This window comes from Paenibacillus sp. MMS18-CY102, assembly GCF_009789195.1.
Lineage (GTDB): Bacteria > Bacillota > Bacilli > Paenibacillales > Paenibacillaceae > Paenibacillus_T.
Genome location: NZ_WSTC01000066.1, coordinates 1 through 8,891, shown reverse-complemented (window position 1 = coordinate 8,891; position 8,891 = coordinate 1). Strand labels below are relative to the sequence as shown.

The 8,891-nt window shown below is 39.9% G+C and carries 5 protein-coding genes; all 5 read right to left on the bottom strand.

Annotation, left to right across the window (positions count from 1 at the left end; all coding sequences use genetic code 11):
* Nucleotides 1-376 precede the first annotated feature (376 nt).
* Nucleotides 377-1,894 (bottom strand): TniQ family protein, encoded by a 1,518-nt coding sequence (locus GON22_RS25310; protein ID WP_160398837.1) that lies wholly within the window; start codon nucleotides 1,892-1,894, stop codon nucleotides 377-379.
* An 11-nt stretch (nucleotides 1,895-1,905) separates the two neighbouring features.
* Complete coding sequence (locus GON22_RS25305; protein WP_160398836.1) at nucleotides 1,906-2,907, bottom strand: ATP-binding protein; 1,002 nt, start codon at nucleotides 2,905-2,907, stop codon at nucleotides 1,906-1,908.
* Nucleotides 2,908-2,923: 16 nt separating this feature from the next.
* Nucleotides 2,924-4,852: a hypothetical protein gene (locus GON22_RS25300; RefSeq protein WP_160398835.1), complete on the bottom strand. Its 1,929-nt coding sequence runs from the start codon at nucleotides 4,850-4,852 to the stop codon at nucleotides 2,924-2,926.
* Nucleotides 4,833-5,504, bottom strand: a complete 672-nt coding sequence (locus tag GON22_RS25295; RefSeq protein WP_160398834.1) for a TnsA endonuclease N-terminal domain-containing protein — start codon at nucleotides 5,502-5,504, stop codon at nucleotides 4,833-4,835. The genes GON22_RS25300 and GON22_RS25295 overlap by 20 nt, the downstream gene beginning before the upstream one ends.
* A gap of 336 nt (nucleotides 5,505-5,840) precedes the next feature.
* The coding region (locus tag GON22_RS25290) for a thioesterase domain-containing protein (protein ID WP_160398833.1) at nucleotides 5,841-8,891 on the bottom strand (3,051 nt) is incomplete at its 5' end.

Here is an 8,891-nt window from a genome sequence, read left to right as displayed (position 1 = left end):
AGCTGAGGCTAAGAAGGCAGTATTTGAATACATCGAGCTTTTCTACAACCGTCGGAGAACGCATTCCTCCAACAATTATGTCCCGCCATTCCTGGTCGGAGCAGAGATGTAACTATTAGACTAATTGGTGTCATTGAGGGTTTCTGCGTGTCTACTTTTTCAGGGCAAGGTCACTCTTTGAAAATTTTGGTGAAAATAACAACAAAATTACGAACGAGAAATTAAGAATACTAGATACAATTCAATATAATCTTGAATCAAGACCAGTCGATGAAGTTCAGATCATCGCACGATTTATACAAGATGTCTTTAGAGTATTTGATTCAAAGAAATAAGATTAATACTTACAGAAGCCCTTAAGAAGGGCTTCTGTAAGTTAGCTTCTTTTTTGATTTGGACAATAAATTTGATCATACCGAATTGATTGTTTACTATTCGTCCAAAAATGAAACTCGAGTAATTTTTCTTCATCTTCTTCATTAGGAAGTTTAACCAGAAAAAAGGGTAGGTTCTCATACTTGAAAGGTTGGTACGTAGCGACGAATTGTAGCTTGTCATAAATTTCTTCTATGCTTTTGTTTCTAATCTCTTGTTCAGCAAAACGAATCCAGTTTCGAAAATGATTTATTGAGAGATGTGCAACAATCTTATTTACAATCCAGTTTGTTCCGCAAAGATGTTTATATTTTCTTATTCTTTTACCGTTATTCCATACTCTGATAATCTGCTGCAACTCATTTTCATCATGCTTTAATCCTATTCTCGGTAAGTGACTTCGCTTTGCTCCTTTTGGATGCTCCCCTTTATCAATGCCCCAATAAGTTTTAAAGTTCTCATTAGTTTTTCTCCAGAAAATATAAGCATATGCAAAGGGGCAGTATGGTTCATCTCTATGGCCGAAATGTTTAATACAATGTAAATGATCCTTCAAGATTGTATTTCTTAATCGACTTACGATGCTTTTATTTGACTCTATCGTGCTCCAATAAATCTGATCGTGAATTCTATTTTTAAAATGACTAAGTGAATTATCATTTGGGATCGAGAAATCTTCATCTAGTGCTGCCTCAAGTTCTAAATATCTCTTATGATAATCACCATAACGAAGAACATTTTTTGTTGATCTGATGACGACATGGTTCTTGGCGTAATCATTATCTAATATCACTGATAATAAATTGCTCAGCATATCTGGGTACAGATCAGGAAGAATCCCTTCAAATAGTATAATCTTATTAAGAGTCGACCGTTGTTCTTCGGATAAATTTAACCACGTATACACATCTCTAGAACAGATTTTAAAATTCACATTAGTCCATTTTTCAAAAGGAATATCTGAGTCTAAAAAATACCATCCACATTTGCATCTAAATGGTTCCGAAAAAAAATCATCATTCAAGGTATATGGAATCTGACGGCGACACCCAGGACAATTGTGCGTTAGAGGGATATTATGAAAGGGGCAACTTTGTAAAAGCTTAAACTGATGAAGCATACTGTGGTATCCGCTATGTAGGCATTTGATGCAGAAACATAAATGTTCCCTTAAATATAAATGGGACTCACCTTGTAAAGTGCTTATAACTTTAGAATATAATTGTTTGTTTTCCTCAAAAATATCATAGCCGAATCCTGATTGTAAGAGAGATTTATCGAATCCAGACAAATAATACAAATTTGAATACCGTTTGGAACAGCTAATTATCTTATTTTTCTTAACTTGTTCATTACCAAATAAAGCAAGAAGATCTTTTGCTTTAATCAAGTTGGCATATTTAAACTTTTCAAATATGCTCCATGGTGATTCATAATCGCGAATCCAATCAGTACTCCAACAGTAATTGCATGTTTGATTCACTTTAGGAGGTGTAGGTATCAAAATTTTTCTACTCATTTTACAACTCCCTATTTCTTGGTAACCGATTCATGTAATAGTTCTGCTGTAATATACCCGGATGATTCAATTGCCATTTTCCATTGAGCATTAGTCGGCCAATAGTTATTAGCACCTGAGGCTCCAAATCGTTTACAAGCATATTCTATTGTTAGCATGAGATATTGCATCGGAATATCAACTTTTCGTATTCCTGCGAAAGTAGTACATTCCATAAACATTTCAAATATAGTACCCGCAACCTTCTCAAAACGTTGTCCATCCTTGAAAGCATCCGGAAAGTAGTATTGTGTAAAACTCCATCCTGAACCATTAGGGTATTCTGATTCTTGATCAAACCCAGTTAAACAATACTTTAGATCTTCGGGATTTTGTATTCCGGTAAACTCGTGATCTTGGGACATGAATCTACCAACGATTTGAGTTTTTTTCGTCCGTATAAAAGCTGACCTTTGATGGAGTAACTCAGGTTGACCTACAAGTATGACTGTAAGCTGAATGCCTACCTTGTCTAAGTCATTATATACATCCATCAAACAATTATATTGCAGTTCACTCAATCTTTGAGCATCATCCATAAAAAACACAATTCTACGATTATCCAATCGGATTCCATGCTCGATTAAATAGCGAACAAGACGTACTCGCTTTTCAGAAGTCGATCCTTTAAAGACTAAATCATGTCCAACCCCAGACAGAATATCCTCGTAAAATGATTTCTCAGATGGTGCTTTATTTTGATAACTACTGAGATCGAATATACTAAGACGATTATTATAATCAGCGGGCAAAATATGCATTAAGTATGATATTGCACGACTTTTTCCAAGGCGAGGGCGTCCACTTACTATTCCTCCTGGAACGCGATTCTCTATCCACTGCGTCACTACTTCATATAACCTATTTATTTCTTCCGTACCTATTAAGTATCGACCGGTTTCAATAGGGTGACTCCCTACTGGAACAAAGGGCCGGTTGATTTCACTTGTATTATTTGGTGAGTCTTTGATCATTAAGAACTCCCCTTATTTAGTATAGTATAGTTTTTCTTAATTTATTGATCGGCTCTTTTTTATCCAGTCGCACTTCAATATTTACATCTTTATCCTTTACGTCTTGGAATTTTCTTTCATTTCCAATCGGATCATGGGCAACAAAGATTGTATTTTGGTGTACTTCTTCGAAGCTCTTCTGATGCTTCTGTGCAGCAGCTAACTTGTTTCTATCTTTTTTGTTAACAATAGCTTTTTCAGATAAGTAGCTCAAAAATATTTGAACTGGGTCGTCATTGAAACCAAATTGCAAAATACGATCATTTTTGAGTTTATTAATTTGTTTACGCATTTGTAGTGAATGAGGAGTTAACCCCCATTTTCCCATTGCTGACAAAATACCGAATTCGCTTCCATCATTCAAATAGGCCTTTACATATCTTAAATCATTAATATTTACAACTATATACAGATGCTCACCGGTCAGGTCAAACATCCGGGCTAGAACTTCATTAGTATACTCCGCACCTTCATAATTGATATAAGGTCGTCGTCCATGTTTAATACTACCGTTTATTTTTCGAGTTACATTTAAGGATGCGAAAGTATACTCATCTCGATATTCTTCCTTTAGATAACGAACAGGTATCCCCTTTTCTAAACGTTGTTGCATTGCTTCTAACGGAGATAATCCATATAGAGAATCATGCGGAGTATTATTGTAGCCTGCAATAATTACTTCTGTTATCTCCTCAAGATCTTTTACAGTAATATCGAATCTTCTGGCATTTTTCTCTGGATCTTGTCTGCGAGGATCCTCAGGATTACTTCCAGTTGTATTTGGTAATCGATGGAATCCATTCTCCTCTAATTTTTTGAAAAACCGTTCGATAATACCGCGTTTCTCTGGCATCTCTACTGGTCCGGGATTTAAATGGGCCCCTACTTTTTCAGTCACAGTCTTTTTTACAATCGATGCTAAATTCGCCTTGCCATTGTCGACTGAAAACTCATCCCAAACCGCCCATTCTGCTTGTTGAATCAACCCAGATGGAAAACCGGCTCCTTGCGGATAAGCTATCCCTGGAATTGTAAATTTAACAGGTTTCCAAGGAATAATTGCACTTTCTATGCATTTAATTACGTCATAACTGTTATATTCTGCTCCATAGCATATTTGATAACCTAAAATAGCTCGAGTAGCCTCATCAATAATAGCAAGCAGCCACAATCGATTCATAACTTCTGATATTTGATCTCCTAATGGTGTGGTGAAGTGGATTACGAACATGGCATCTATGCGGTGACCATCAAATTGAACTCTATGATAGGGGCGGCTAATCTGAGGTATAGTAGTATTTCTTTTACTGGGGTCTGACTTTATTTTTCTTGTACTTTCATTACCATAACGTTTAGACGATTGGTAAAAGTTTTTTAATTCAAGAGATTTTAAGTAACGGTATAAGGACTGTCTTGCAATGGTTTTAGTATTCATCGGATATTCTGAAACATGTATATTAGATTCTCTACACATCCTGACAAAATCAGCATGAATATCTTTTAAACCTTTAATGGGCTGCAGATTTTTTCTTTTCCGATTGAGAAACCAATCTTCTATATACTTTCGAATAGTAGGATTATGAGATAAAAAGGCTTGAAACTTCCCAGACTCTATATCTTGGCCAACTCTTTTACGCGGAATTAATGCACGATAACCCCATTCCGTACCGTTAGGATCTAAAGAAATGCAACGCTCTAGAAAGCGATACAGTTCAGATCGCACTACTCCTGTTTCTTCTTTGATTTCATTTAAACTTTTCTCAGCAAAGTAAAGGTCTAATGCCTTCTTTCTTTTAAGAAACAATTCTCTTTCATCAGGTGACAATGCATCTTCCAACACTGTCGCCCACTTATTTGGGTCAACCTCACGGGAATTACTAAATTGTTCAACTTTCCTTCTGCTCATAACACTCAACCTCCGTCAGATCTGTTAGAGGGGCTATTCTTAACTCTGCGTTCCATAGACCGGCATATATCAAATGATATATTGAACTAGTGACCCATTGCTGATTGCATAATGAATCCTTAACTCTCCGAATAGTCGATTTTTTATTATTTAAAGCATTTTGAAGTCGTTTATATTTCAGTTCATCAGGGAATTTGTTGTCTCGGATGTGAGCAAGGATAATCTTCATATTTTCTATAAAATATGGACTCTCGTATAAGAATTCTTCAGTATGAACGAGGTGCTCAAATCCATTCTCCTCACACCATTGTTGTTGGCAGAGAATCTGTTTTCGTACTTTTTCATTCTTTGGATTGCTAAAATCTAAATCTCTAGCATATTTGACTTCAATAAACGCTTCAGTTCCATCTTTTCGTAAAATCCACATATCGATAATGGATGTTTTAGGTTTACCATCAATGATCGAAAATGCCTTTGCTGGTTGTTCGCAAAATGAAATTATCTCAGGATTCGTTTCAACAAATATCCAATTTGCATACTCTAAGTCACTGTATAGATTGACATTTCGATTTAGTTTAGGACTAAATCCAATCCAATGGTTGCTACCGTACCTTGTTTGCTTAAACTCTACTTGTGGAGTGTACTTCCTCACATCTTACCCTCCAATCTCTTTATATGATATTTTATTCCAATTGTATGATATCTCGTAGAAGTCAGCAACTACATGATATAAAACGAGAAAGTTCGTATAATCTAGTTACCACTGGTAACTAGATTATACGAACTTTTTAAGTGATTCTCGTTGATATCATTGGTATTAACTGAACCAAATAGTTTGGAGTATTATGTTATTGGACAGCCGGTAAATAAAAAAGCCCGCATTTTATGCGGACTTCATTCGGACAATGTTCTTGTCACCCGACACGACTGCAACCGGTTCTCCCAACCGAGTTGCAGTCGTTGTATAATGGTGCCTACTTATAACGTTTTATCTGTAAAAATAGTTCAATTCTGCATAATCGTATATATTTTTTACGATACGTTGAAGGACTTTAGCATTTTCCTCGACAAAACCAGGAGAAAGTATCTCCAGATGCTCTCCAATCACCTTATGCTCTGCATAGGTTTTGTGTGTTGCTTGTTTCCATAACAAAACATCATCATGTGTACTGTGTTCGTCTGCTGTACCCACCGCAACCAAACCGTGGATGCTGGCGTGGATGACTCCTGCATTTACAAGTTGATTCCAGTACTTATGGTACGCATGCGTTTTCTGTCTTACTTTTTCCCTTGTTACCGGAGCAGTAAGAACTTGTTTATACGGCTCAGGGATAATCTCGAATATTTGAGTGAGATGATTATCCACTTCCTCCGGTTGGATCTCTATCTGACCATGCTTTCTGAAGGAGTCAACCATAATGATATCCGAGACTTCATAGCCTCTCTTTTCCATCACTTTGGCAACTTCAAACGCCAGATTACCTCCCGCGGAATAACCTAAGAATATATAAGGTGCTTTGTCTTGAACACTTACAATGGAATCCACATATTGTTCCAGCATTTCTTCGCGATCATCGGTACCTTCTATAAATTCAATCGCATGGACAACACAGTGGTGTTCAAGATGCTTTGCCATTTCAGCAAACACAATACCGTATCCCAAGATCGGAGGAAAGCAGAAAACATTTATCAACCCATGTTCATTTAATTTAATGATGTTGTTCCCTTTCTTCTGCTCAAACGTGTAAAATTGGCGCTTCAAAAGTTCATTTGCCATTTCTTCGATGGAAGGCATTTCAAACACGACGTGAAGAGGAATGTCGATCCCCAGCTCTGTATGAATCTTCTGCGTCAATTGCAGCACCTTTAATGAATGCCCGCCAACATCGAAGAAATTGTCCTTTATGCCGATGCGCTCAAGTCCGAGCACCTCTTGCCAGATTTGCGCTAGTTGAGCTTCAATCGAGGTGCGCGGAGCCACGTGTTCTGTCCCCGTTTGCATGCCTCGCTCTGGCGCTGGCAGCGCTTTTCGGTCTATTTTGCCATTCGGGCTAAACGGTATCTTGTCCATCTGTATGAAGTAGGACGGCACCATGTAGCTTGGCAGTTCTACGGACAGCGAAACTCGCAAGTCACTTACCATCAGTTCCTCTTCTGATACAAAATAGGCACACAGTTGTTTTTGTCCGCTTTCATCTTCTCGTGCAGTGACGACGGCCTCCTGCACGGCTTCTAGCTTCATCAATTGGGTTTCGATTTCACCCAGCTCGATTCGGTAACCGCGGATTTTCACCTGATGGTCGATTCGGCCCAGATATTCGATGTTTCCGTCTGGCATCCAGCAAGTCAAATCCCCTGTTCGATACATCCGTTCATCCGGAACAAACGGATCTTCCACAAACTTCTCCGCATTCAACTCAGGGCGGTTCAGATATCCCCTCGCCACACCAACTCCGGCGATGCACAACTCGCCTGCCACACCGATTGGCTGCAACTGGACGGTTCCTTCTTGAAAAATATACAAGCGAATATTATGGATCGGTTTTCCGATTGGAATAACGTGATTCTCCTGATCTGGTTCGCAATCGAAGTAGGACACGTCCACTGTTGCTTCGGTTGGCCCATACAGGTTGATTAGCTTCGCATGGTTAACCGTCGAAACAGCTTGTTGGAACCTTGCCACGTGCTGAGGTGACAGAGCTTCTCCGCTGGCGAATATTTGACGCAAGGACTTCAGCTTTTCAGTACTTTCTTTGCTTTGCTCCACAACCTCAAGGAAGGCATGCAGCATGGCTGGAACAAAGTGCATCGTAGTAATCTGGTAACGTTCGATCGTCTCCACGATCGTTGCAGGGTTTTTCTCCCCACCGACTGACAGAAGGCATACTTTGGCGCCAACCATTGCCCACCAGAACAGCTCCCATACGGATACGTCGAACGTGAACGCTGTTTTTTGCAAAATGGTGTCTTGCTCGCCAATCGGATACCGCTCGTGCATCCACAGGATTCGGTTGAGGACGGAGTGGTGTTCAATCATGACACCCTTGGGTTTTCCTGTTGATCCGGACGTATAGATCACATAAGCAATGTTGTTCGGCCCTGCCATCGGTTCCAGGTTTTGACCATCTTCTGTGTACACCTTAGGATCATCCAGATTCAGAATCGTTTCGGCAAAGGAAACATGATTGAGAAGGTGTTCCCTCGTCAGCAGCAGCTTGGCGCCGGAGTCTTCCAGAATAAAGCGAATCCGTTCATCCGGATAGTCCGGGTCAATTGGCACATAGACACCGCCTGCCTTTAAGATGGCATAGATGCCGACCATCATCTCCAGAGAACGCTCCACCAGGATGCCTATTGGCTGATCCGGCTGTACACCTTCTGCACGCAACCTACGCGCAAGCCGGTTCGCCTTTTCGTTCAGCTCACCGTATGTCAACTGGCTTCCTTCATAAACAACCGCAACCTGATCCGGCGTACGCTCCACCTGCTCTTCAAACAACTGGTGAATCGTCTTGTCTCGCGGATAGTCTGCAACCGTGCCGTTGAATACCTCCAGAATCTGCCTTTTCTCATCCGGGGTAATCATCTCAATCGCTGAAAGTTTCGTTTGCGGGTCTTTCACAATGACGTCGATCAACTGCTTGAAGTGCTGTGCCATTCGCTCTACCGTTTCTCGTTTGTACAACGAGCTGGCGTATTCGATGCTGCATGTGATTCCTTCTGCTTCCTCTACCAAGATAAAGGTAAGATCAAATTTGGCCACATGATGTTCGAGCGGATAAGGGATACATTTCAAATCCCCCATGCTCAGTTCGCTTTGCTCGGTGTTTTGCAGGATGAACATCGTATCGAACAACGGATTGCGACTTACATCTCTGGCCACATCTAGCTTGTTGACCAATTCTTCAAACTGATAGTCCTGGTTTTCGTAGGCTCTCAGTGCATTTTCTTTCACTTCCTGGACGTACGCATGGAACGATTTTTCTCCCGACGGAGCGTTGCGCATCGCCAGCGTATTTACAAACATCCCCAGCATCTG

Excerpts from the sequence above, each read along its gene's own strand:
- GON22_RS25300 (WP_160398835.1), bottom strand. The coding sequence starts at position 4,852 with ATGAGCAGAAGGAAAGTTGAACAATTTAGTAATTCCCGTGAGGTTGAC.
- GON22_RS25310 (WP_160398837.1), bottom strand. The coding sequence starts at position 1,894 with ATGAGTAGAAAAATTTTGATACCTACACCTCCTAAAGTGAATCAAACA.
- GON22_RS25305 (WP_160398836.1), bottom strand. The coding sequence starts at position 2,907 with ATGATCAAAGACTCACCAAATAATACAAGTGAAATCAACCGGCCCTTT.